At 68.4% G+C, this 22,707-nt stretch carries 28 protein-coding genes; 21 read left to right on the forward strand and 7 right to left on the reverse strand.

What is annotated here, in order from left to right:
• Nucleotides 1–2 precede the first annotated feature (2 nt).
• Entirely contained in the window at nucleotides 3–917 is a 915-nt protein-coding gene (locus DW297_RS16930; protein WP_136034570.1) for an EamA family transporter, read from the reverse strand.
• Between the two features lie 78 nt (nucleotides 918–995).
• Between DW297_RS16930 and DW297_RS16935 the strand changes: the two genes are divergently transcribed.
• Nucleotides 996–1,889 carry a LysR substrate-binding domain-containing protein gene (locus DW297_RS16935; RefSeq protein WP_136034572.1) on the forward strand — a complete coding sequence of 298 codons (894 nt, stop codon included), beginning with the start codon at nucleotides 996–998 and terminating at the stop codon, nucleotides 1,887–1,889.
• Nucleotides 1,890–1,941: 52 nt separating this feature from the next.
• Here DW297_RS16935 and glpK read toward each other — a convergent pair whose 3' ends face one another.
• From glpK to DW297_RS16950, 3 genes are all read right to left on the reverse strand, one after another.
• The gene (gene glpK, locus DW297_RS16940) at nucleotides 1,942–3,456 is read right to left on the reverse strand and encodes a glycerol kinase GlpK (RefSeq protein ID WP_136034574.1); all 1,515 of its coding nucleotides are present in this window, start codon (nucleotides 3,454–3,456) and stop codon (nucleotides 1,942–1,944) included.
• 33 nt (nucleotides 3,457–3,489) lie between these two features.
• Complete coding sequence (locus DW297_RS16945) at nucleotides 3,490–4,245, reverse strand: MIP/aquaporin family protein (protein WP_136034578.1); 756 nt, start codon at nucleotides 4,243–4,245, stop codon at nucleotides 3,490–3,492.
• 91 nt (nucleotides 4,246–4,336) lie between these two features.
• On the reverse strand, nucleotides 4,337–6,046 hold the full coding sequence (locus DW297_RS16950; protein ID WP_136034580.1) for a glycerol-3-phosphate dehydrogenase/oxidase: 1,710 nt from the start codon (nucleotides 6,044–6,046) through the stop codon (nucleotides 4,337–4,339).
• A gap of 103 nt (nucleotides 6,047–6,149) precedes the next feature.
• Between DW297_RS16950 and DW297_RS16955 the strand changes: the two genes are divergently transcribed.
• Nucleotides 6,150–7,121, forward strand: coding sequence for a sugar-binding transcriptional regulator (locus DW297_RS16955; RefSeq protein ID WP_136034582.1), 972 nt, complete (start codon nucleotides 6,150–6,152; stop codon nucleotides 7,119–7,121).
• A gap of 15 nt (nucleotides 7,122–7,136) precedes the next feature.
• On the opposite strand, the gene DW297_RS16960 is transcribed toward DW297_RS16955, so the two are convergent.
• Nucleotides 7,137–8,288, reverse strand: coding sequence for a glutamate--cysteine ligase (locus DW297_RS16960; protein ID WP_136034584.1), 1,152 nt, complete (start codon nucleotides 8,286–8,288; stop codon nucleotides 7,137–7,139).
• A 207-nt stretch (nucleotides 8,289–8,495) separates the two neighbouring features.
• Between DW297_RS16960 and rpsP the strand changes: the two genes are divergently transcribed.
• Genes rpsP through DW297_RS16990 form a run of 6 tightly spaced genes read left to right on the forward strand, consistent with a single transcriptional unit; the run spans nucleotide 8,496 to nucleotide 11,703 of the window.
• Nucleotides 8,496–8,930 (forward strand): 30S ribosomal protein S16, encoded by a 435-nt coding sequence (gene rpsP / locus DW297_RS16965; protein ID WP_136034586.1) that lies wholly within the window; start codon nucleotides 8,496–8,498, stop codon nucleotides 8,928–8,930.
• A gap of 6 nt (nucleotides 8,931–8,936) precedes the next feature.
• The gene (locus DW297_RS16970) at nucleotides 8,937–9,167 is read left to right on the forward strand and encodes an RNA-binding protein (protein ID WP_136034588.1); all 231 of its coding nucleotides are present in this window, start codon (nucleotides 8,937–8,939) and stop codon (nucleotides 9,165–9,167) included.
• Between the two features lies 1 nt (nucleotide 9,168).
• Nucleotides 9,169–9,777, forward strand: coding sequence for a ribosome maturation factor RimM (gene rimM, locus DW297_RS16975; protein ID WP_136034591.1), 609 nt, complete (start codon nucleotides 9,169–9,171; stop codon nucleotides 9,775–9,777).
• A gap of 12 nt (nucleotides 9,778–9,789) precedes the next feature.
• Nucleotides 9,790–10,497, forward strand: a complete 708-nt coding sequence (trmD, locus tag DW297_RS16980) for a tRNA (guanosine(37)-N1)-methyltransferase TrmD (RefSeq protein ID WP_136034593.1) — start codon at nucleotides 9,790–9,792, stop codon at nucleotides 10,495–10,497.
• A 43-nt stretch (nucleotides 10,498–10,540) separates the two neighbouring features.
• On the forward strand, nucleotides 10,541–11,275 hold the full coding sequence (locus DW297_RS16985) for a class I SAM-dependent methyltransferase (RefSeq protein WP_136034596.1): 735 nt from the start codon (nucleotides 10,541–10,543) through the stop codon (nucleotides 11,273–11,275).
• Nucleotides 11,272–11,703: a pyrimidine dimer DNA glycosylase/endonuclease V gene (locus tag DW297_RS16990; protein ID WP_136034598.1), complete on the forward strand. Its 432-nt coding sequence runs from the start codon at nucleotides 11,272–11,274 to the stop codon at nucleotides 11,701–11,703. Before DW297_RS16985 ends, DW297_RS16990 begins: the two co-directional genes overlap by 4 nt.
• A gap of 9 nt (nucleotides 11,704–11,712) precedes the next feature.
• Here the strand turns inward: DW297_RS16990 and map are convergent, their stop codons facing one another.
• Nucleotides 11,713–12,495, reverse strand: a complete 783-nt coding sequence (gene map, locus DW297_RS16995) for a type I methionyl aminopeptidase (RefSeq protein WP_136034600.1) — start codon at nucleotides 12,493–12,495, stop codon at nucleotides 11,713–11,715.
• Between the two features lie 109 nt (nucleotides 12,496–12,604).
• Between map and DW297_RS17000 the strand changes: the two genes are divergently transcribed.
• The 7 genes from DW297_RS17000 (at nucleotide 12,605) to DW297_RS17030 (ending at nucleotide 17,223) form a co-directional block, all read left to right on the forward strand.
• Nucleotides 12,605–13,093: an MFS transporter permease gene (locus DW297_RS17000; protein ID WP_136034602.1), complete on the forward strand. Its 489-nt coding sequence runs from the start codon at nucleotides 12,605–12,607 to the stop codon at nucleotides 13,091–13,093.
• Between the two features lie 169 nt (nucleotides 13,094–13,262).
• Nucleotides 13,263–13,610 (forward strand): 50S ribosomal protein L19, encoded by a 348-nt coding sequence (rplS, locus tag DW297_RS17005; protein ID WP_136034604.1) that lies wholly within the window; start codon nucleotides 13,263–13,265, stop codon nucleotides 13,608–13,610.
• A 118-nt stretch (nucleotides 13,611–13,728) separates the two neighbouring features.
• Entirely contained in the window at nucleotides 13,729–14,454 is a 726-nt protein-coding gene (gene lepB / locus DW297_RS17010) for a signal peptidase I (RefSeq protein ID WP_136034606.1), read from the forward strand.
• Nucleotides 14,451–15,110, forward strand: a complete 660-nt coding sequence (locus tag DW297_RS17015; RefSeq protein ID WP_136034608.1) for a ribonuclease HII — start codon at nucleotides 14,451–14,453, stop codon at nucleotides 15,108–15,110. The genes lepB and DW297_RS17015 overlap by 4 nt, the downstream gene beginning before the upstream one ends.
• A gap of 53 nt (nucleotides 15,111–15,163) precedes the next feature.
• Nucleotides 15,164–15,490 carry a DUF2469 family protein gene (locus DW297_RS17020; protein ID WP_017204525.1) on the forward strand — a complete coding sequence of 109 codons (327 nt, stop codon included), beginning with the start codon at nucleotides 15,164–15,166 and terminating at the stop codon, nucleotides 15,488–15,490.
• A 147-nt stretch (nucleotides 15,491–15,637) separates the two neighbouring features.
• Nucleotides 15,638–16,000, forward strand: a complete 363-nt coding sequence (locus DW297_RS17025; protein WP_136034610.1) for a YraN family protein — start codon at nucleotides 15,638–15,640, stop codon at nucleotides 15,998–16,000.
• Nucleotides 15,997–17,223 carry a YifB family Mg chelatase-like AAA ATPase gene (locus tag DW297_RS17030; protein WP_136034612.1) on the forward strand — a complete coding sequence of 409 codons (1,227 nt, stop codon included), beginning with the start codon at nucleotides 15,997–15,999 and terminating at the stop codon, nucleotides 17,221–17,223. Before DW297_RS17025 ends, DW297_RS17030 begins: the two co-directional genes overlap by 4 nt.
• Nucleotides 17,224–17,249: 26 nt before the next feature.
• On the opposite strand, the gene DW297_RS17035 is transcribed toward DW297_RS17030, so the two are convergent.
• Nucleotides 17,250–17,435 (reverse strand): arsenate-mycothiol transferase ArsC, encoded by a 186-nt coding sequence (locus DW297_RS17035; protein ID WP_051671005.1) that lies wholly within the window; start codon nucleotides 17,433–17,435, stop codon nucleotides 17,250–17,252.
• A gap of 125 nt (nucleotides 17,436–17,560) precedes the next feature.
• On the opposite strand from DW297_RS17035, the gene trxB reads away from it, so the two are divergent.
• The 6 genes from trxB to DW297_RS17065 form a co-directional block, all read left to right on the forward strand.
• Nucleotides 17,561–18,538 carry a thioredoxin-disulfide reductase gene (gene trxB, locus DW297_RS17040; RefSeq protein ID WP_029259117.1) on the forward strand — a complete coding sequence of 326 codons (978 nt, stop codon included), beginning with the start codon at nucleotides 17,561–17,563 and terminating at the stop codon, nucleotides 18,536–18,538.
• Nucleotides 18,535–18,861: a thioredoxin gene (trxA, locus tag DW297_RS17045; RefSeq protein ID WP_029259118.1), complete on the forward strand. Its 327-nt coding sequence runs from the start codon at nucleotides 18,535–18,537 to the stop codon at nucleotides 18,859–18,861. The genes trxB and trxA overlap by 4 nt, the downstream gene beginning before the upstream one ends.
• Nucleotides 18,858–19,949, forward strand: a complete 1,092-nt coding sequence (arsB, locus tag DW297_RS17050) for an ACR3 family arsenite efflux transporter (protein ID WP_136034614.1) — start codon at nucleotides 18,858–18,860, stop codon at nucleotides 19,947–19,949. The genes trxA and arsB overlap by 4 nt, the downstream gene beginning before the upstream one ends.
• Nucleotides 19,950–19,951: 2 nt before the next feature.
• On the forward strand, nucleotides 19,952–20,944 hold the full coding sequence (locus DW297_RS17055) for a metalloregulator ArsR/SmtB family transcription factor (RefSeq protein ID WP_029259120.1): 993 nt from the start codon (nucleotides 19,952–19,954) through the stop codon (nucleotides 20,942–20,944).
• A gap of 25 nt (nucleotides 20,945–20,969) precedes the next feature.
• A complete protein-coding gene (locus DW297_RS17060) occupies nucleotides 20,970–21,374 on the forward strand; it encodes an arsenate reductase ArsC (protein WP_029259121.1) in 405 nt (134 codons plus the stop codon).
• Between the two features lie 29 nt (nucleotides 21,375–21,403).
• On the forward strand, nucleotides 21,404–22,707 hold a 1,304-nt coding region (locus DW297_RS17065; RefSeq protein ID WP_136034616.1), incomplete at its 3' end, for an FAD-dependent oxidoreductase.

The raw sequence follows: 22,707 nt of genomic DNA on the forward strand, positions 1-22,707 counted from the left end.
CCTCAGGCGCGTGCCGCCGGCACCGGTGGCTCCTCGCCGATCGTCGGCGTCGTCGGTGTTCGCCGTGGCCGCGCCGTCAGCTGTCCCACCACGAGCGCACCCAGAGCGAGGGCCAGTCCGACGCCCTGAACCGCGGTGAAGCTCTCCCCGAGGACGATGACGCCCAGCAGGGCGGCCACGAGCGGCGAGAGCAGGGCGAGCAGGCCGGGCGCGATCACCGGCAACTGCTGGATGCCCCGGAACCAGAGGGTGTAGGCGACGATGCCCCCGACCGTACCCAGCCAGAGGTAGCCCAGCGCTGCGGCCCCGTCGATGGACGACGGCACGCCCTCCACGGCGAGGGTCACGGGAAGCAGGAGCAGGCCGCCCGCGGTGAGCTGCCATCCGGCGTAGACCACGGGGCCGATGTCGCGCGGACGGCCCCAGCGCTTGGTGAGGATCATGCCGAGGCCCGTCGCGGTGACGCCGCCGAGCGCCGCGAGCACGCCCCAGAGGTCGAGCTGCGCCGCCGGACCGAGGACGACCAGTGCGACACCGCCCGCTCCGGTCACGGCGGCCGCGGCGGACACCGCCCTGATCCGCTCCTGGAGCACCAGGGCACCCAGCACCAGCACGATGAGCGGCTGCGCCCCCGCGACTGCGGCGGCGACCCCGCCGGGCAGCCGCTCGGCGGCGAGGAACAGCAACGGGAAGAACGCGCCGATGTTGAGCGCGCCCAGCACGAGCATCTTCGGCCACCACGTGCCGCGCGGCAGGCGACGAGCGAGAAGCACGGCCACGAGACCCGCCGGGAGCGAGCGGAGCAGCCCCGCGAACAGCGGGTGGCCAGGAGGGAGGAGCTCGGTCGTGACGAGGTAGGTCGTGCCCCACGACAGCGGGGCCAGAGCGGTCAGCAGCACGATGCGCCATCTGTTCATGGCTCCAGCGTGGGGGCTTCCCGCGCATGAGTCCAACGCGGGCTTGTCATCCTATCCATGAGGCGCGATCATGATCGGATGGATCTGCAGCAACTGCGGTACGTGGTCGCGGTCGCGGCGACCGGGAGCTTCACCCGCGCGGCGGAGCAGTGCTTCGTGACGCAGTCGGCGCTGAGCCACCAGATGGCGGCGCTCGAGCGCGAGCTCGGCCATCGGCTGTTCGCGCGATCGAGCCGCAGCGTGCGCCTCACGGAGGCGGGCGCGGCGTTCCTCGAGCATGCACGGGTCGCCGTCCGCGCCGCCGAGCAGGCGAAGGACGCCGTCGCTGCGGTTGCCGGCGAGGTGACCGGAACGCTCCGCCTCGGCGCGATCCCCACCGTGACAGCGGTCTCGGTCCCGGAGCTTCTGCGCGCGTTCCGGGAGGCGCATCCCTCGGCACGGGTGGAGCTGCGCGGTGGCAACAGCGACGAGCTCATCGCCGCGCTCCGCCGCGACGACCTCGACATCGCGCTGCTGGGCTTGCGCGGCGACCTGGAACCCGCGGGGGTCGCGTCTCGCGCGGTCCAGCATCAGCGACTGGTCGCGGTGCTGCCGCATGACCACGGGCTCGCGACGCGGCGGCGGCTCCGGCTCGCCGATCTCGCCGGGTGCGCCTTCGCGGACTTCCCCGCCGGGACATCGGGTCGGGCGCAGAGTGACGCCGCCTTCACCGCCGCAGGACTCGAGCGGGACGTGGCCTTCGAGGTCGACACCGCCCCGCTGCTTCTCGGACTCGTGAGGGCGGGGCTCGCCGTGACCCTTCTGGCCCCGGGGGTGGTCGACGGCGCAGAAGGTGTGGTCGCGGTGGCGGTGAGCGACGGGCCCGAGCGGACGGAATACGTCGCGTGGGATGCCGTGGCTCCGAGGGGCGTGGCGCGGGCGCTGCTGGCCGTCCTGGATGGGATGCGGAACCAGGAATCGGATCGCGGGTGAAACGAGAAGCGGGCCCGGGGGAGACCCCGGACCCGCTTCATCCTTCCTCGGACTACTTCACGTCCTCGTCGACCCAGTCCATCGACTTGGTGACGGCCTTGCGCCACAGCCGCAGCTGACGCTCGCGCTCGGCGTCGTCCATCGTCGGCTCCCAGCGCTTGTCCTCCTGCCAGTTGGCGGAGAGGTCGTCCAGCCCGTTCCAGAAGCCGACGGCGAGACCGGCGGCGTAGGCGGCACCGAGCGCGGTGGTCTCGGCGACGACCGGGCGCACGACCGGGACCCCGAGCACGTCGGCCTGGAACTGCATGAGCGCGTCGTTGGCCACCATGCCGCCGTCGACCTTGAGCTCGCTCAGGTCCACGCCCGCATCCGCGTTGACGGCATCGAGCACGTCGCGGGTCTGGAACGCGACAGCTTCGAGCGCTGCGCGCGCGATGTGGTTCTTGTTCGCGTAGCGGGTGAGACCCACGATCGCGCCGCGGGCGTCCGGACGCCAGTACGGCGCGAACAGACCGGAGAACGCGGGGACGATGTACACGCCGCCGTTGTCCTCGACCTGCTCCGCCAGCTTCTCGACCTCGGGCGCCGAGGAGATGATCCCCAGCTGGTCGCGGAGCCACTGGATCAGCGAGCCCGTCACGGCGATCGACCCTTCGAGCGCGTAGTGCGTCGGCTGGTCCCCGAGCTTGTACCCGACGGTCGTGAGCAGCCCGTTCTTCGAGTGGACGACTTCCTCGCCCGTGTTGAAGATCAGGAAGCAGCCCGTCCCGTAGGTGTTCTTGCTCTCGCCCTTCTGGAACGCCGCCTGACCGAACGTCGCCGCCTGCTGGTCGCCGAGGATCCCGGCGATCGGCGTCTCGCGCAGCAGCGACGAGCTCTCGGCGGTGCCGTAGACCTCGGAGGAGGAGCGGATCTCCGGCATCATCGACCGCGGCACGCCGAACACCTCGAGGATGTCGTCGCGCCACTCGAGCGTCTCCAGGTCCATGAACAGCGTGCGCGAGGCGTTGGTGACGTCGGTGGCGTGCACGCCGCCGTCCACACCGCCGGTCAGGTTCCAGAGCACCCAGCAGTCGGTCGTGCCGAACAGCAGGTCGCCCGCCTCGGCCTTCTCGCGCGCACCCTCGACGTTCTCCAGGATCCACGCGATCTTGGTGCCGGAGAAGTAGGTCGCCAGCGGCAGGCCGACGACCGGCTTGAAGCGCTCGACGCCACCGTCGGCTGCGAGACGGTCGACGATCTCCTGCGTGCGGGTGTCCTGCCACACGATCGCGTTGTACACCGGCTTGCCCGTGGTCTTGTCCCAGACCACCGCGGTCTCGCGCTGGTTGGTGATGCCGACCGCGGCGATGTCGTGCCGGGTCAGGTCGGCACGGCCGAGCGCCAGTCCGATGACCTCCTGCACGTTGCGCCAGATCTCCGCCGCATCGTGCTCGACCCAGCCGGCCTTCGGGAGGATCTGCTCGTGCTCCTTCTGGCCGGTGGCGACGATGCTGCCCTTCTTGTCGAAGATGATCGCGCGGCTCGACGTCGTGCCCTGGTCGATCGCGATGATGTAGTCAGCCATGTGTTCTCCTTTGAATTCGCTTGCGGGTAGGGATCAGCCGGCGAGGCCGAGCAGAACGGGTGCCGCGAGGGCGGCGATGACACCACCGATGAGCGGGCCGACGACCGGGACCCACGAGTAGGACCAGTCGCTCGCGCCCTTGCCCTTGATCGGGAGGATGGCGTGAGCGATGCGCGGGCCGAGGTCACGGGCGGGGTTGATGGCGTAGCCGGTCGGGCCACCGAGGGAGGCGCCGATCGCGACCACGAGCAGGGCGACCGGAAGCGCCGTGAGCGGGCCGAGGCCACCGGGGGTGCCGATCTCGATGTCGCCGTAGTCGGCGAACGCGAAGATCACGAACACCAGCACGAACGTACCGATGATCTCGGTGACGAGGTTCCAGCCGTAGGAGCGGATGGCCGGGCCGGTCGAGAACACGCCGAGCTTGTTGGCCGCTTCGGGCTCCTCGTCGAAGTGCTGCTTGTAGGCGAGCCACACGACGATCGCACCGAGGATCGCACCGAGCAGTTCCGCCCCGGTCGCGGTCAGGAACATCGCGAAGTCGATCTTGCCGGCGACGAGCAGGCCGATGCCGACGGCGGGGTTCAGGATGGCGCCCGAGTAGGCCGAGACGAGGACACCGGCGAACACCGCGAGACCCCACCCCCAGTTGACCATCAGGAAGCCGCCACCGAAGCCCTTGTTCTTCGCCAGGGCGACGTTCGCGACGACACCGCAGCCGAGCAGCACCAGCATCGCCGTGCCGACGAGCTCGGACAGGAAGTAAAGACCGAGATTGACGTCAGTCATGTCTTCATTGACCTTTCTTACGGGTCGGGGCCCCTCTGCCCCGACCCCCTATGGGGGTAGCACCGCGAGGAGGGCGGTGGTCGGACTTCCGTCAGCCGCGGGCGCGGGACGGAAGGTGGAGTCCGTGTCGTTCGTTGAGGAGGAGGCGGGTCTGCTCGACTTCGGCATCGTGCCGCTCGCGGTCCCAGCCGAGGAGGGGAGCGAGCGCCTCAGCGATCTCGTCGAGCACCTCGGCGTTGGCGCCGCCCGTGAAGGCGATGCTGGTGCGGCGCAGGATCACGTCCTCCAGCCGTGCGACCATCTCGTTCTGCACCATCCACTCGAGCTCCCGTGTGGAGATGTCGCCGCCGGCGAGGGGCGCGTCCGGCCCCTGCTCGACGTGCGCCCAGACCTCGGCCGCCCGCGTGCCGTAACGGGCCAGCAGCTGCTCGGCACGTGCTCCGGCGCCCGGCAGGTTCTCCTGGATCCAGATGCGCTTGGCCTTCTCGGTGCGCGGGAACTCGCGTCCGCCGCCGATGGCACGACCCGCGGTCGACACCGTGCGCGTGCGACCCAGGAGGTCGAGCACCTGGTTGGACAGCGATTCGCCGAGCGCGCGGAACGTGGTCCACTTGCCACCGACCAGGCTCACCAGCGGGACGGCACCCTGGCGGTCGACCTCGACCCGGTAGTCGCGCGAGACGAACCCGGGGGCCGTGTCCTCGTGGCGGGGGAGCGGGCGGATGCCAGAGAAGTTGTAGACGATCTGCTCGCGGGTCACCGAGATCGTCGGGAACACGTGGTGGATGAGGTCGAAGAAGTAGTCGATCTCCTCCTCGGTGCACACCGGGACCTCGCGCGGGTCGGCGTCGATGTCCGTGGTGCCGACGAGCACTCGGCCCTTCAGCGGATAGATCAGCACGATGCGGCCGTCGGAGTGCTCGAAGAAGATCTCGCGGCCGCGGGTGGCGTCCAGCAGCTCCGGGTGGTCCAGCACGATGTGCGAGCCCTTGGTGCCGCCCATGAAGCGGCTCTGGAGGCCGAGCTCCTCGTTGGTGAGGTCGGTCCAGGGGCCGGACGCGTTGACGATCACGTCGGCGGACACGGCGAACTCGGTGCCGCTCTCGCGGTCGCGCAGCAGCACACTGTCGCCGTCGCGACCGACCGCCTCGACGTAGTTGAGAGCCACGGCGCCGGGGTGCGCGGCGCGCCCGTCCTGCAGCACGTCGAGGGCGAGCCGCTCCGGGTCGTGCATCGAGGCGTCGTAGTACGTCGCGGTGTACTTGATGTCCGGGTCGAGCGACGGCAGTTCAGCGAGCGACTTCTTACGTCCGAGGAAGCGGTGGCGCGGCACGGTGCCGCCGTCGCGCGAGAAGGTGTCGTAGATCGTGAGGCCGACCTTGATCAGGAACGCTCCCCGCTCCTTCGGCTTGCCGCTCTTGTGGGTGAGGAAGCGGAGCGGCGCGGAGAGGATGCCCGAGAACGTCGAGTAGATCGGGATCGTGGTCTGCAGCGGCTTGACGTAGTGCGGCGCGATCTTGAGCAGACCGTTGCGCTCCTCCACCGATTCGCGGACGAGGCGGAACTCGCCGTTCTCCAGGTAGCGGATGCCCCCGTGGATCATGTGGCTGGAGGCGGCGGAGGCCCCGGACGCGAAGTCGCCGCGCTCGACCAGGAGGACATCGACCCCCTGCAACGCCAGGTCGCGGAACGTGGAGATGCCGTTGATGCCACCGCCGATGACGAGGACGGTGGTGCGTCCGGACTCGCGGACAGCGCGGACGTCCGCGCGCTCGGGGGACGCGTGTGTGGAATCGATCATCGTCGACCCTCTCTTCCTTGCTTGCCACCAGCATCGACCCGTCTGACGTGGGCGCGCAAGTCCGCTGCACATATGTGCAAGGATCGAAGGACAGGAGGAAGTCATGGCAGGTTCCGGCGCGCAATCCCGCGACAGCAAGCTGATCGCGGCGCTCACCGCCGCTCAGCTCTACTACATGCAGGACAAGACCATGGAGGTCATCGCCACGGAGCTCGGCACGTCGCGGTCCTCGGTCTCACGGCTGCTGAGCTTCGCGCGGGAGAGCGGACTCGTCGACATCCGCATCAACTCACCGCTCGAACGGCTCGGCATGCTCGAACAGCGCATCCGCGATCGCCACCGCGTCGTCGCACACGTGGTGCCGATGGCCGAGATCGTGAGCGAGGTGGAGCGGCTGGAGCGCGTCGCCCTGACAGCGGGACGACTCCTGTCTCAGTTCGTCGACTCCAACATGATCGTGGGCGTGGCGTGGGGATCGACCATCAGCGCCGTCAGCCGTGGTCTCACGCAGAAGGAGACGCACAACACCACGTTCGTGCAGCTCAACGGCGCCGGCAACACGCAGACCAGCGGTGTGGAGTACTCCAGCGACATCCTGCAGCGCTTCGGCAGTGCGTTCGGCGCGCAGGTGCAGCAGTTCCCGGTCCCGGCGTTCTTCGACGACCCCGCGACGCGAGAGGCGATGTGGCGGGAGCGCAGCACACGGCGGGTGCTCGACCTCCAGGCGAAGATGGACATCGCGGTGTTCAGCCTCGGCTCGCCAGCGGCAGAGGTCCCCAGTCGCGTCTACGTCGGCGGGTATCTGGGGCGTGAGGACTACCGGAGCCTCCGCGAGGATCACGCGATCGGCGACGTCGCGACCGTGTTCTTCCGCGCGGACGGCTCGTGGCGCGACATCCGCGTCAACGCCAGGGCGACCGGGCCGGGCCTCGACCGTCTGCGGCGCGTGCCCCGGCGGGTGTGCGTCGTGTCCGGGGTGCCGAAGCTCGCGAGCCTGCGGGCGGCGATCGCCGCGGAGCTCATCACCGACGTCGTGCTCGACGAGGGCCTCGCGCGCCGGCTCATCGAGGACTGAACCGCCGACGGGGCGTCACTCGCCGTCGATCGACGACTCCGGCCCCGAGCGGAACTCGCGGATCAGGTGCTGCACGACCGCGGCGAGGTCGCCGTCCGTCGCGTCGGCGACGGCCAACTGACGCGCATAGCTCGCGCCTCCCTCGAGGATGCCGCCGATGCTCGCGAACTCCCGCCCGCAGCCGAGCTCGACCGCGACCGGGGCGAGCTCTTCGATCTTCTCCGCCAGATGATCTCCTACGAGGCGCTGAGTTCCGATCGCGTCGACGATCACGCGCGCGTCGAGGCCGTAGCGGGCGGCGCGCCACTTGTTCTCCCGGTGGTACCAGGCGGGAAGCTCCGGAAGCGCGGCGCCCTCGTCCAGCAGCCGCGAGAAGTGCTCGACCAGCACCTGCACGAGCGCCGCGACGGCGGCCATCTCGGACAGCGTGGACAGCCCGTCGCACGCCCTCACCTCGATCGTGCCCCAGCGCGGTGCGGGGCGGATGTCCCAGCGCACCTCCGTCGCGTCGGCCATGACGCCCGTGCGGACCATGTCGTCGAGGTACCGCTCGAACTGTGCCCAGTCGCGCAGCGGCCAGGGGAGCCCAGCGGTCGGAAGCTGCTGGAACACCAGGGCGCGGTTGGAGGCGTATCCCGTGCGCTCCCCGGCCCAGAACGGGCTCGACGCCGACAGAGCCTGCAGGTGGGGGAGGTAGGCGGACAGGGCGTTGATGATCGGGAACACCTTGCGCTGGTCCTCCACGCCGACGTGCACGTGGATGCCCCAGATCATCATGTTGCGTCCCCACCACTGGGTGCGCTCGATGAGGGTGTGATACCGGGTCTTGTCCGTCACCTGCTGATCGAACCATTGCGCGAACGGGTGGCTGCCGGCGGAGAGGAGCTCGATCCCCGCCGGGTCGGTGGAGGCCCGGACCGCGGAGATGGCGTTGGCGATGTCGTCGACCGCGTGGGCCACCGAGTCGCCGATGCCGCTCGTGACCTCGATCGTGTTCGTGAGGAGCTCCCCGGTCACGGTGTGGCGTTCATCCTCGCTCTCCGCTTCCAGCGCGGCGAGGAGCTCGGGCGCGCGGCCGACCAGATCGCCGGTCGCGGGATCGGCGAGCATGATCTCCCATTCGAGACCGACGGTGGAGCGGGCCGAAGCGGCGAAGTCGAGCTGCACGACCACAGTCTGACACGGCGTCGCCGACCCGCGGCCACGCCGTGTCACCGCGTTTCGCGCGGGGCCGGTGCATCTGGCAGAATAGAGGGTCGGACGACGTGCTCGACCCTCTATCCAGCATTCGTCCTCCCTATTGAGCTTCCGCCGGGTGTGCACCCCACTCTCCAGGCGATCGGTTCGTTTCCTTCCACACCATTCAGGAGAATCGTGTCTGTCAAGATTCGTCTCAAGCGCCTGGGCAAGATCCGCGCGCCTTACTACCGCATCGTCGTCGCCGACTCGCGCACCAAGCGCGACGGTCGTGTGATCGAGGAGATCGGCAAGTACCACCCCACCGAGGAGCCCTCCTTCATCGAGGTCGACTCCGAGCGTGCGCAGTACTGGCTGTCCGTCGGCGCTCAGCCGACCGAGCAGGTCACCGCCATCCTCAAGATCACGGGCGACTGGGGCATCTTCAAGGGCGACAAGGACGCGAAGTCCACGCTCAAGGTCGCCGAGGAGAAGACGGCGTTCGAGGCCGACTCCTCGAAGAAGTCGGTCATCAAGCCGAAGGCGGAGAAGAAGGACGCTCCCGCTGAGGAGGCTCCCGCCGCTGACGCCGACGCGGAGGCCGCCGAGGCTCCCGCCGCCGACGCCGAGTAATCCATCGTGCTTGCCGCCGCGCTCGAGCACATCGTCAAGGGGATCGTCGATCACCCGGAGGATGTGCGCATCACCGAATCCACCTCGCCGCGAGGCGACCTCCTCGAGGTGCGCGTGCACCCCGACGACCGTGGACGCGTGATCGGGCGCGGCGGCCGCACGGCCAAAGCCCTGCGCACCCTCGTCAGCGCTCTCGCGGACGGGCGTCGCGTTCGTGTCGACGTCGCGGACGACTGACGTGGTGGCGAAGGACCGCAGCCAGGGCAGGAACCAGCTTCGCGTCGGACGGCTCGTCAAGGCGCACGGGCTGAAGGGCGCCCTGAAGCTGGAGCTGTACACCGACAACCCCGAGGGCCGATTCACCCCGGGGGCCGTGTTCACGTTGCAGGTGCCCGAGGCATCTCCGTGGCACGGCAAGGAGATCACCGTCCGCGAGTACCGCGTGATGAACGGGAACCCGGTCGTGTTCTTCGACGACGTCGACGACCGCACGGCCGCCGAGAGCCTCGTGCGCGCGATCCTCTGGATCGATCAGGACGAGGACGAGGTCGAGGAGAACGCCTGGTTCGACCACCAGCTGGTCGGACTCGACGTCGTCCGCGACGAGACCGTGGTCGGTCGCGTCGTCCGCGTCGATCACTTCCCCGCCCAGGACCTCCTCATCGTGAAGGCGGGCGAGCAGGAGATCATGGTGCCGTTCGTCGAGGCGATCGTGCCGACCGTCGATGTCGCGGGCGGCCGCGTCATCGTGACGCCGCCGTCCGGTCTGTTCGAGGAACTCCCCGACTCGGAGGATGCCCAGGCGGACGAGTCGACGGAGGCGGACGACGCTTCCGAATCGCGCTGATACGGTTCCCCCGTGCGCATCGATGTCGTCTCCATCTTCCCGTCGTACTTCGACGGCCTGACGCTGTCGCTGCTCGGAAAGGCGCGGCACACGGGTCTGCTCGATCTGCGCGTCCACGACCTCCGCGACTGGACGCACGACCGCCATCGCACGGTCGACGACACCCCGTACGGCGGGGGAGCGGGCATGGTCATGAAGCCGGAGCCGTGGGGGCTCGCCCTCGATGAGATCGCCGGTTCCGACGTGTCCGGCACCGAAGCTCCCACCTTCATCTTCCCGTCTCCGGCGGGGGAGGTCTTCACGCAGGCGACGGCGCGCGATCTCTCGACGCGGGGACATCTCGTGTTCGGTTGCGGCCGCTACGAGGGGATCGACGAGCGCGTCTTCGAGTACGCGTCCGGCCTGGGCGAGGTCCGGTTGATCAGCCTCGGCGACTACGTGCTGAACGGCGGCGAGGTCGCCGCGATGGCGATGATCGAGGCTGTCGGACGGCTCCTCCCCGGTGTCGTCGGCAATCCGGAGAGCCTCGTCGAGGAGTCGCACGAGGACGGGCTGCTGGAGTACCCGTCGTACACGAAGCCCTCGGTCTGGCGCGAGCGTGCGGTGCCGGAGGTGCTGCTCAGCGGCAACCACGGGGCGATCGCGGCCTGGCGCCGCGAACAGCAGATCGAACGGACTCGGCGCCGTCGGCCGGACCTCCTGCCACCGGCGGAGGCCTGAACCGACCTCCGAACGCGTGTCGCGCACATGTTAGCGTCGGAGCATGGTGGACAGGGCACTCGCGCAGTCGTTCGAGACGATCGGCGAGGAGTACGACCGTCATCGGCCGGGATTCCCCGTCGCAGCGGTCGAAGCCATCCTCCCCGCCGCGGTTCCTACGGTGCTCGACCTCGGCGCGGGGACGGGCAAGTTCACCGAGCTCCTGCTCGAGCGCGCGGATCGGGTGGTGGCCGTCGAGCCTTCCGCGCCGATGCGCGAGGTGCTTCGGTCCAAGCTGCCAACGGTCAGCGCTCTCGACGGTACGGCTGAGCGCATCCCCCTGGGCGACGGCGCCGTCGACGCGGTCTGCGTTGCGCAGGCCTTCCACTGGTTCGACCGAGACACGGCCGCGGCGGAGATCGCGCGGGTGCTGGTGCCGACGGGTGTGCTGGGTCTGCTCTGGAATCGCGCGGATCCGACGTGCGCGTGGGACGTCGCTTGTCACCGCATCGCGCACCCGGCCGTGGGCGATGCCGATGCCACGACCGCGACCGCCGTGGAGCTGCCGGGCTTCGACTTCGTCGGGCACCACGAGATCCGCTGGAAGGAACGGATCAGCCGTGCCGGCTACGTCGCCCGGTGGGCCACGGTCAGCAGCTATCTCGTCGCGAACGAGTCCGGGCGCCGCGCGATGCGTGATGCGATCGAGGCCGTGCTCGACGACAGCCCGGAGACGGCGGGCAGGGCGGCCTTCGACCTTCCGCATCTGACTGACGTCTTCCGCTACCGGCGCGCATGAGGATCTGGTCGTTGCATCCGGTGTACCTCGACCGGCAGGGCCTCGTGGCGTGCTGGCGCGAGACCCTGCTCGCTCAGGCTGTGCTCGCCGGAACGACGAAGGGCTATCGCGAGCACCCGCAGCTGGCGCGCTTCCGCGAGGCACCCGAGCCGTCGACGGCGGTGTCGGCCTATCTGCGCGGTCTTGCGGACGAGGCTGACGCGCGTGGCTACCGCTTCGATCGCTCGCGCATCCGTACCCTCGGCACCACTGTGCCGCCCCTCGAGGTCACCACCGGTCAACTCGACCTCGAGTGGCGCCATCTGCGTGCCAAGCTCGCCGCCCGAAGCCCGGACCGCCTGGCCCTGCATGCGCACACGCACCGTCCGGCGCCTCATCCGCTGTTCGTCGTGGTCGAGGGCCCCGTGGCGTCGTGGGAACGGGCGTGACGTCGCGGGTCAGTCGACGCCGAGGAAGGAACGGTCGGTGAGGATGATCGGCCCGTCATCCGTGATCGCGATGGTGTGCTCCGAATGCGCACCGCGGGAGCCGTCGACGCTGCGCAGCGTCCAGCCGTCGGGGTCGGTCACGAGCTCGTCGGTGGTCGCGAGGAACCACGGTTCGAGAGCCAGGACCAGGCCGGCGCGGAGCGGGAAGCCGCGGCCCGCTCTGCCGTCGTTCGCCACATGCGGGTCTCCGTGCATGGTGCGTCCGACGCCGTGCCCGCCGAAGTCGGTGTTGATGGAGTAGCCCTCGCCGTGGGCGACGTCGGCGATCGCAGCGGAGATGTCGCCGATGCGGTTGCCCACGACAGAGGTCTTGATCGCGGCCGTGAGAGCCCGCTCGGTGGTGTCGATCAGGCGCAGGTCCTCGTCGCGCGGCGTGCCGACCACGAACGAGACGGCGGAGTCGGCCACCCATCCGTCGACGGAGACCGCGAAGTCGAGGGTGACCAGATCGCCGTCGCGCAGGGTGTAGTCGTGGGGGAGTCCGTGCAGGACCGCGTCGTTCACGGAGGTGCAGATGACCTTGCCGAAGGGGCTCGCCCCGAAGGACGGGTGGTAGTCGATGTAGCAGGACTCCGCGCCCGCTCTGCGGATCATGTCGTGGGCGCGACGGTCGATCGCCAGAAGGTTGGTGCCCACTTTCGTCTCGTCGCGCAGGGTCGCCAGGGTCTCGGCGACGAACCGGCCTGCCGCGCGCATCTCGTCGATCTCGGCAGGGGTGCGCAGTTCGATCATGGGTGTCCTCTCGTTTCCTCCATTCTCCCTGATCGAAGCGCCCAGGGGAGCCGAGCGCTCAGAGCGAACACGCTGACCCGACGAGGGGCGATCGACGTAGCATCGGAGCATGTGGTTGCGTCAGGCGTTCTTCCGGTGGCTCCTGCCGTCTGCCTTCGTGCTCCCGCTGTGGCTCCTCGTCGGCTGGGGCGTGTTCCAGGGCGGCTGGGCCATCCTGTGGGTGTTGCTCATCGCGATGCCGTCCGTCTTCATCGGGCAGCTCCTGCTCACACTGCTCACGCGTTCGCGGCCGTCGGTCCGCGCTGAGCGTGCCGTGTCCTGGTGGGATGTCGCCGGCTTCGCGCTGTGGCACGGCCTCACCATCGCGGTGGGGTTCTTCATCGACGGCGCGTTCGGCTGGTTGCTCGCGGCGGCGATCGTCGTCGGGATCGCGCTCGTCTGGCTGCAGCTGTGGCAGCTGTGGAACGAGGCCCGTGGCAGTGGGGCGCGCATCAGAGAGACCATCACATGGTCCACGATCCCCGCCGCGGACGAGCCGACCGTGCGCGCGGAGCCCCATGAGATCATCGTCGTGCGCGAGAGTGATCCCCGGGACTGAGTGACCGTTTTGGTCGCATCTGCCATCCGTGGCAGAATGGATTCTTGTGCCGTGACCGGCTCTGCCTCAGGGGAGCCCGCGGACGCGTCAGCGCCGTTCAGCACACACCCGTTCTTGTTCCTTCCATCATCATGCATCCGACCTGTGGCGAGTGCAGAGAGAGACGATCATGCAGATCCTCGACGCCGTCGACGCGGCTTCGCTCCGTTCCGACATCCCCGAGTTCTTCCCCGGTGACACCGTCAAGGTGCACGTCAACATCACCGAGGGCAACCGCTCCCGTATCCAGGTCTTCCAGGGCGTCGTCATCGGCCGCCAGGGCGACAGCGTGCGCGAGACCTTCACGGTCCGCAAGATCAGCTTCCAGGTGGGCGTGGAGCGCACCTTCCCCGTGCACTCCCCGGTGATCGACCACATCGAGGTCGTCACGCGCGGTGACGTTCGTCGTGCGAAGCTCTACTACCTGCGCGAGCTGCGTGGCAAGAAGGCGAAGATCAAGGAGAAGCGCGACAACTGAGTCGCAGCTTCCTCACAGCACCCCGGGACACGATGTCCCGGGGTGCTTTGTCGTGCGCGGGGTGTGCGACCCTTGTTACTGCCGTGTGCCAACGGTGCTCCACTCGAGAAGGAACCAGATGACTGACTCTCCGTCCGCACGTCCGACGAGAAGGCGCCGCGGGTTCCTGGTCTTCCTCCGTGATGTGCTGGTGATCGTCCTGATCGCGGCGCTGGTGTCGTTCGTCATCAAGACGTTCGTCGTCCGCTCGTTCTACATCCCCTCGGCCTCGATGGAGCGGACGCTGCTCATCAACGACAGGATCCTCGTCGACGAGCTGACCCCACGCTGGACCGGCTACGAGCGGGGCGACGTGGTCGTGTTCAAGGACCCCGGGGGATGGCTCGACGGTCAAGTGCAGACACCGGCGCAGCCGCCTCTGATCCAGGCCGTGGATTGGGTGCTGAACTTCGTGGGTATCTCGGCGACGGACTCGCAGGACCATCTCGTCAAGCGCGTGATCGGGGTCGCGGGCGACCACGTGGTGTGCTGCAACGCGCTGGGGCAGATCACGATCAATGGTGCACCGATCGACGAGCTCGGATACCTCAACCTCCCGCAGGGCGACACCGCCGCCTCCAACGAGCCGTTCGACGTGGTCGTGCCTGAGGACTCGGTGTGGCTCCTGGGCGACAACCGCGATCGCTCGCGAGACGCGCGCGCCCACCAGGATCTCCCGAGCGGCGGCTTCGTGCCCGTCGGCAACATCGTCGGCAAGGCGTTCCTGACGACCTGGCCGCTCGATCGGTTCGGCACGATCGACGGGCATCACGAGATCTTCAACGGGGTACCGGAGTCGGAATGACCGTCGTCGCGCCCCGTCTGACGCTCGAGCGACGGCTCCTCGGCGAATGCGAGCTGATCATCGCGCTCGACGAGGTCGGTCGCGGTGCCCTCGCGGGGCCGGTCGCCGTGGGGGCCGCCGTGATGGACGCCAAGGGAGCGCGCCGGCGGGTTCCCGAGGGCCTGCGCGACTCGAAACTCGTCACGGAACGACGGCGCCCTGAGGTGGCTGCGCGCGCCGCGGCGTGGGTCCAGGCCTCCGCCGTCGGCTGGGCGACGGCGAGGGAGGTCGACGAGGTGGGGATCATGCGGGCGCTCGGTCTCGCCGCGTCGCGGGCCGTTCAGGCCGTGGTGGACCAGGGGGCCGCCCTCGAGAATGCGCTGGTGCTGCTCGATGGGAATCACGACTACGTGTCCCGCGTCCATCCCGTCCCCCTCCGTGTGCGGCCGGTGGTCAAGGCCGACCGCGACTGCGCCTCCGTGTCGGCCGCCTCCGTGATCGCCAAGGTCGCACGCGACGGGCACATGGCCGAGCTGCACCAGGGTCATAGCGGCTATCAGTGGGATCGGAACAAGGGCTACGCGAGCCCCGAGCATCGGGACGCCATCCGCGCTCTGGGCCTGTCACCGTTCCACCGGTCGTCCTGGGCGATCGCCGATGCCCCGACGCTCTTCTGAGGGCGCCCGCGGATACCGCTCCGTGCGGTCCGCCGCCATAGGATGGAGTCATCATGGATGAGGAAGCCTTCGACGACTACGACCGCGAGCTCGAGCTGGCGCTGTTCCGTGAGTACCGCGACGTCGTCTCGCAGTTCCAGTACGTGGTCGAGACCGAGCGGCGCTTCTACCTCGCCAACGAGGTCAACGTCGTGCGACGCGACACCGAGCACGACTTCTACTTCGAGATCTCCATGAGCGATGTCTGGGTCTGGGACATCTATCGCGCGGACCGCTTCGTGAAGGCCGTGCGGGTCCTCACCTTCAAGGACGTCAACGTCGAGGAACTGCAGCGACGCGAGTTCGAGCTCCCGCAGGAGCTGTCCCTCGACGGCGAGTGAACTGACGCCGTCGGAGAGGTCCCGACCCGCCGGTCGGCTGCGACTCCCCTTCTGCACCGACCGCAGGAACGAGGGTCTTCTCCGCGGCCTCCCTCGCAAAGCCCGACAGCCCCACGGCGCAGGGCGGGAGTGCGGGATCCTCTCCGCATGGCAGCGAAAGACGAGCTCGGACGAGCGGGCGAACAACGTGCGGCGGAGTACCTCCGATACCGCGGGTACACCATCCTCGACCGGAACTGGCGGTGTGCGCAGGGCGAGATCGACATCGTCGCCCGGCGGGACGGATGGCTCGCGATCGTCGAGGTGAAGACACGGCGGAGCGCCGCATTCGGGCATCCGCTCGAGGCGATCGATGCACGGAAACGCCGTCGTCTCTGGCAGCTCGCGTACGCCTGGCGGGCCGCGCACGCGGATGCGGCGGCGGGCCTGGCGCTGCGGCTCGAGGCGATCGGGATCACCGGTCCGGACGCCGCGCAGGGCGTCGTCGACCATCTCGAGGACATCGCGTGACCACCGCGCGCACCTGGTCCGTCGCCCTCAACGGTGCTGTCGGACACCTCGTCGAGGTGGAGGCCGATCTGTCCAATCAGACGCCCGAGTTCCGCATCATCGGGCTTCCGGACAAGTCGCTCGGCGAGGCCGTACAGCGAGTCCACAACGCCTGTCAGAACTCCGGGCTGGATCTCCCACGGCGCCGTCTCACCGTCAACCTGTCGCCGGCCAGTCTCCCGAAGCACGGCTCGGCCTTCGACCTCGCCGTCGCGATCGCCAGCCTCGCCACGGGCGGCACTCTGAACCAGCGAGCGGTCGGACGGACGGTACATCTCGGCGAACTCGGGCTCGACGGGAGGATCCGCCCGGTGCCCGGCGTCCTGCCGGCGGTCTTCGCCGCCGTGCGTGCGGGGTTCACCCAGGTCGTGGTGCCGCGCGGCAACGAGCCGGAGGCGCGGTTGGTTCCCGGTGTGGAAGTGCGGTCCGCGGCGTCGCTGGCCGAGGTCGCCGTCTGGCATGGCGCCGCCGTGGACGTGGACGACGTCGAGCCGGTCCTGCTTCCGGCCCCCGTCTCCCGGCGCGAGGACGAGCACGACCTCGCAGACGTCATCGGACAGGACGAGGCGGTCGAGGCCCTCATCGCAGCCGCCGCGGGCGGCCATCATCTGCTCCTCAGCGGTCCTCCTGGCGCGGGGAAGTCCATGCTCGCCGCACGTCTGCCGGGGATCCTGCCGCTGCTCGATGAGCGAGAGGCGCTGGAGGTCGCATCGATCCGGTCGCTGAGCGGCGAGTCCGTCACCGCTCTGGACCGTCGACCGCCGCTGGAGGCGCCCCACCATACGGCTTCCACCGTGGCGTTGATCGGCGGAGGATCGCGCTCTGCGAGGCCGGGAGCCGTGGCTCGTGCGCATCGCGGGGTGCTGTTCCTCGACGAGGCGGCGGAGTTCTCCCGCGTCGCGCTCGACGCGCTTCGCCAGCCGTTGGAATCGGGGGTGGTGGACGTGCACCGATCCGGCTTCACCGCGCGTTTCCCTGCCCGCTTCCAACTCCTGGCCCATTGTGTACGTCTAAACACTGTCCAGAGGGCAGGGTCGGGGGCCGCATGCGTCCTTGAGAGGCGACTAGTCCGATCTCACGGAGAGTGTCGCAGTCTCACGAAAGCTGTCGGACTGTCTCACGGGAGTATCGGAATCTCACGAAGCGCGTCGGATGAGGCGCGTCCGGTCAGGTGCGATGGCTGAGTCGTCTCCCAGCCGAAAACGATCGTTTAGGGCAGGTGAATCATCTCGTGCAGCGATGCTGCGACAGCCGGGTTGATCCCCTCGGCTGGGCTGATTCCCGCGCTCGTCGCGACGAGTCGCTCATCGCCGATGTGTGTCAGGAGATGGGCGCCGAGTTGGGAGCGCCCCGCATTGTGCTTGCATATGAACAGAGCCGTCTTGGGCTGGGTCATCTGTGGTCCTCTGTTTCTTGACTGTCTCGATTACTCAACCTGCATGATCTGTTCGCCAGGTGAAGAGCACGTGAACTCCGTCAGCAACAGTTGCATTCGGTATCGACAGATGTCAATATAGACGCATGTCGATTCAAGAAGTTGAGTTGGTCATCATCGGGTCCGGCCCCGCGGGCTACACCGCGGCCGTGTATGCAGCGCGTGCGGGTCTCGCACCTGTGGTGCTTGCCGGTTCCGTGACTGCGGGTGGCGCGCTGATGACCACGACCGAGGTCGAGAACTTCCCCGGGTTCGTCGACGGTGTGCAGGGCCCGGAGCTGATGGAGTCTATGCGCGCTCAGGCGGAGCGCTTTGGGGCCCGTATCCTCCTCGATGACGCCGTCCTCGTTGACCTCGACGGTCCCATCAAGACGGTCGAGACGGGCGCGGGCGAGACGTTCCGGGCTCGTGCCGTCATCCTGACCATGGGCTCGGCATACCGCAAGCTCGGGATCGCCGACGAGGAGCGACTTACCGGCCACGGTGTCTCCTGGTGCGCGACATGCGACGGTTTCTTCTTCCGTGAGCAGGAGATCGTCGTCGTCGGCGGCGGAGACTCTGCGATGGAGGAGGCACTGTTCCTGACCAGGTTCGCGTCGAAAGTCACCGTCGTGCACCGTCGCGGTGAGTTCCGGGCGTCGAAGATCATGGCGCAGCGGGTGCTCGATCACCCGAAGATCCAGATCGCCTGGAACAGCGCGGTCGCTGGCCTCATCGGCGCTGAGAAGGTCGAAGCAGTCACGCTGCGCGACACCGTTACCGGCGCTGAGCGGCAACTGCCGGTCACTGGAGTCTTCGTTGCGATCGGCCACGATCCGCGCTCCGAGATCGTCACGGGACTCGTCGATACCGATGCCGATGGATACGTGCTCGTCGACCACCCCTCCACCCGCACGAACCTCTCTGGAGTCTTCGCCGCGGGCGATCTCGTCGACCACACCTACCGCCAGGCGATCACCGCCGCCGGCACGGGATGCGCCGCCGCACAAGACGCCCAGCACTACCTCGCCGCACTCGACGAGGCCGCACCAGCATTGACTGCGGCCGAGGAGGTCTTCGCATGAGCGCGCCCATCCCCGTCACAGACGCGACATTCCAGGCAGATGTCCTCGACTCCGAGATCCCCGTCGTCGTCGACATCTGGGCCACCTGGTGTGGGCCCTGCAAGCAGGTCGCACCCCTTCTGGATCAACTCGCCGCCGAATACGACGGCCGCGTGAAGATCGTCAAACTCGATGCCGACCAAAACCCCGAGACCGTGACCGCGGTCGGCGTCACATCCATCCCCACCCTCGGCTTCTACACGGGAGGCCAACGCGTTGACATGCTCATCGGCGCCCACCCGAAGCTCGTCATCGCAGAGAAGATGGAGGCGCTCCTCGCATGAGCACCGCAACCGTACCCACCACCGCACCGGCCACCCGCCGACTGTCGACCCTCGACCGGTGGCTGCCGCTCTGGATCGGTCTCGCCATGGTCGGCGGAATCGTCATCGGCCGCTTCATCCCGGGCGTCTCCGACCTCCTGGCCGGCCTCGAGGTCGGTGGAATCTCGATCCCGATCGCCCTCGGGCTGCTGGTGATGATGTACCCGGTCTTCGCGAAGGTTCGCTACGACAAGGTAGCCGCCGTCACGGGCGACAAGAGGCTCCTGATCTCATCCTTGGCTCTCAACTGGCTGATCGGCCCGGCGCTGATGTTCGCCCTCGCCTGGGCGTTCCTGCCCGACCTGCCCGAATACCGCACGGGACTCATCATCGTCGGTCTCGCACGCTGCATCGCCATGGTCGTCATCTGGAACGACCTCGCCTGCGGCGACCGCGAAGCCGCCGCAGTGCTCGTCGCCATCAACTCCGTCTTCCAACTCATCGCCTTCTCACTCCTCGGCTGGTTCTACCTCACCGTCCTGCCCGGCTGGCTCGGCCTTGACTCCCAGGGCCTGGATATCTCGATCGGACAGATCGCACTGAACGTCCTGATCTTCCTCGGCATCCCCCTCGTCGCAGGATTCGCCTCCCGCTTCATCGGAGAGCGCACGAAGGGACGCGACTGGTACGAGGACCGCTTCCTGCCGAAGATCGGCCCCTGGGCGCTCTACGGCCTCCTGTTCACCATCGTGCTGCTCTTCGCGCTGCAGGGCGAGCAGGTCACGAGCCGCCCGTGGGACGTCGCCCGGATCGCACTCCCGTTGCTGGCGTACTTCGCGATCATGTGGTTCATCGGCCTCTTCACCGGCAAGGCCCTCGGCCTCGGCTACGCCCGATCGACCACGCTGGCGTTCACCGCTGCCGGCAACAACTTCGAACTCGCCATCGCCGTGGCCATCGGCACCTTCGGCGCGACGTCGGGCCAGGCTCTCGCCGGCGTCGTAGGCCCGCTGATCGAGGTGCCGGTCCTGGTCGGCCTCGTCTACGTCTCGCTCTGGGCAGCCCGCCGCTGGTTCCACACCGATCCCTTCACCGCTGAAAGGATGTAGACATGAACGCCGTGCTGACCCCCCAGGGCGACACCTGCAGTCCCGTCGCCAGCCACGCCATAGGCGTGGATGCGGCCACTTCAGTCGCGTCGACACTGAAGGCGCTGTCGGATCCGCTCCGTCTTCGGATGCTGTCGGCCATCGCCTCCGACCCACGCGGGGAGTCGTGCGTCTGCGACCTCGCCGAACTTGCAGACGTCGCCCAGCCGACCGTGTCGCACCACCTCAAGGTGCTCAAGGATGTGGATGTGCTCACCTCCGAGCGAAGGGGAACCTGGGTTTGGTATCGGATCAACCCGAACCGGCGCAGCGCCGTCACGGCCCTGCTGGAATCGTTCGCGCCCGCCACGCTCGCACCATGGAGTGTTGCCGACGGCCACGATGAGCCACGACCCGACTTCGACGCCCGTGTCACTCATCTCGCCGACGAGCTCGCCGCGGAAGTCCCCGAGCTGGACCCCAACGTCGTTCTCACCATCGTCCGAGAGTCCTACACCGCCCTCGCGCGCACCGCCAGAGTCACCTCCGCGCTGGTGCCTTTGACCGAGCGCTTCGCCCGGCAACGACTCGCCGACCTCACCCGCAACCGCGACTCCGCTGTACCCCAGGTGCTGTTCGTCTGCGTCGCGAACGCCGGCCGCTCCCAGCTCGCCGCCGCCCTCGTCAACAAACTCGCGGGCGGCAAGGTCGTCGCCCGCTCGGCAGGGTCTGCTCCCGCCGACGTCATTCATCCGCACGTCCGCTCGATCCTCGCCGAGATTGAAGGCGACCTGGCCCCCGAGCGCTTCCCGAAGCCGCTCACCGACGATGCCGTCCGCGCGGCCGATGTTGTCATCACGATGGGTTGCGGCGACGTCTGCCCGATCATCCCCGGCGTTCGCTACGACGACTGGGCAGTCGGCGACCCCGCCCTCGCCTCCCGCGACGGGGTCGAGGCCATCCGCGACGACATCGCCGGACGGGTGCGCGCACTCGTCGACGAGCTCCTCACCTGACCAACCACTCTCACCAGGAGCAACCATGACTGACACCACCAAGCCCTCCGTCCTCTTCGTCTGCGTGCACAACGCCGGACGCTCGCAGATGGCCGCAGGCTTCCTCCGCGACATCGCCGGCGATCGCATCGAAGTCCGGTCCGCCGGCTCCATGCCCGCAGACCAGATCAACCCGACCGCGGTCGAAGCGATGAGCGAGCTCGGGATTGACATCACCGCCGAGCAGCCCAAGGTGCTCACCACGGAGGCCGTGCAGGCCTCCGACGTCGTCATCACGATGGGCTGCGGCGACGCCTGCCCGTTCTTCCCAGGCAAGCGCTACGAGGATTGGAAGCTCGACGACCCGGCCGGCCAGGGCATCGACGCCGTCCGCCCGATCCGCGACGACATCCGTGCGCGCATCGAGCAGCTGGTCAGCGAACTCGTCTGACCTGTCATGGCAAGCACTGAAGGGTAGTCATGCATCTTGTAGCGATCGGTGGAAGCGACGCCGGAATCTCCACCGCCCTCCGGGCCCGCGAACTCGACCCGTCCGTCGATGTCACCGTCGTCGTGGCCGACGCCTACCCAAACTTCTCCATCTGCGGCATCCCGTACTACTTCTCCCGCGAGGTACAGCCCTGGCAGTCGCTCGCCCACCGCACCCACGCAGACCTCGAAGCCACCGGCATGAACCTCCGCCTGGACACCCTCGCCACAGGTATCGACGTCAAAGGCCGACGACTCACGGTCCGCGACGCGAACGGCAGCGAATCAACGATCGCCTACGACGAACTCATGGTCGGCACCGGAGCATCCCCTTCAACCGCCGGAATCGCAGGTCTTGACCAGCTCGGCCCCGACGACGGCGTGCACCTATTGCACTCGATGGGCGACACGTTCGCGCTCGAGAAGTACCTCGACGAGCATCAGCCCGAGACGGCGATCATCGTCGGAGCCGGTTACGTCGGCCTCGAAATGGCCGAAGCTCTCACCGTGCGCGGCCTCCAGGTCACTCAACTGCAGCGCGGACCCGAAGCGCTCTCCACCCTCGACCCCGAACTCGGCTCCCTTGTCCACGATGAACTCACCCGACACGGCGTCGACGTCGTCACCCGCACCCGCGTCGAAGCTGTCACACGCGACGCAGGGCGAATTTCTGCTGTTGGTACCCATGACGGTGAACCGTTCTCCCGCACCGCGGACGTGGTGCTCGTCGTCGTCGGAGTGCGACCCAACACCAGGCTCCTCACCGCAGCCGGAGCCACCACGGGCGCGGGCGGCGCTGTCGTCGTCGACGAACAGATGCATACCGGCCTGCCGAGCGTGTGGGCGGCCGGCGATGGGGTGGTCACCCACCACCGCCTGCTCGGCGTCACATACCTTCCTCTCGGCACCACGGCGCATAAGCAAGGACGCGTCGCGGGAGAGAACGCGATCGGCGGTGACACCCGATTCGCAGGGAGCCTCGGCACGCAGGTCGTGAAGGTGTTCGACGTCGTAGCCGCACGCACAGGGCTCCGTGACCACGAAGCGACAGCCGCCGGCTTCGCCCCGCACAGCCACACCGCGATCGCGGACGACCACAAGCGGTACTACCCGGGCGCTACGCCCATCAGCATCCGCATCACCGGAGACACCAACGACGGCCGTCTGCTCGGCGCGCAACTCGTCGGCACCCGCGGCGCCGAGATCTCCAAGCGCATCGACACCTACGCCACGTCCCTGCACCACGACATGACCGTCGCAGCGATGAGCGACCTCGACCTCTCCTACACGCCCCC

Source organism: Microbacterium sp. PF5 (assembly GCF_004794315.1).
In the GTDB taxonomy this organism is placed as follows: Bacteria; Actinomycetota; Actinomycetes; order Actinomycetales; family Microbacteriaceae; genus Microbacterium; species Microbacterium sufflavum.